Below are 270 nucleotides of genomic sequence, written 5' to 3' on the forward strand. Positions count from 1 at the left end.
ACAGGGGTGGGGCGCGGCGTGTGATCAGGCGCCCTTCGTCGGCTGCTCCTCGTCGGCCGCGTGCGAGAAGAGTTTGAGCACCGGGACGCCCACCTTGTGCCGCGCCCGCGACGCCCAGTCCCGGTGGAAGAACTCCTCCACGAAGTGCGGCGCGGTCAGCACGATCACCTCGTCCGCGCCGACCTGCTCGACCACGCCGCGCAGCGCGTCCAGCGGATGGCGCTGGACGACCTCCCCGCGGGCCTCGCTGCCCGCCGCGCGCAGGGCGGC

Annotated in this window: 1 pseudogene; it reads right to left on the reverse strand. The window is 74.4% G+C overall.

Features of this window, described 5'->3' with window-relative positions:
• Positions 1 to 24: 24 nt before the first annotated feature.
• Positions 25 to 270 (reverse strand): annotated as a pseudogene (locus tag CCN51_RS50910) (indole-3-glycerol phosphate synthase); the annotation flags it as partial.

This window comes from Streptomyces milbemycinicus, assembly GCF_002154605.1.
GTDB lineage: Bacteria > Actinomycetota > Actinomycetes > Streptomycetales > Streptomycetaceae > Streptomyces > Streptomyces milbemycinicus.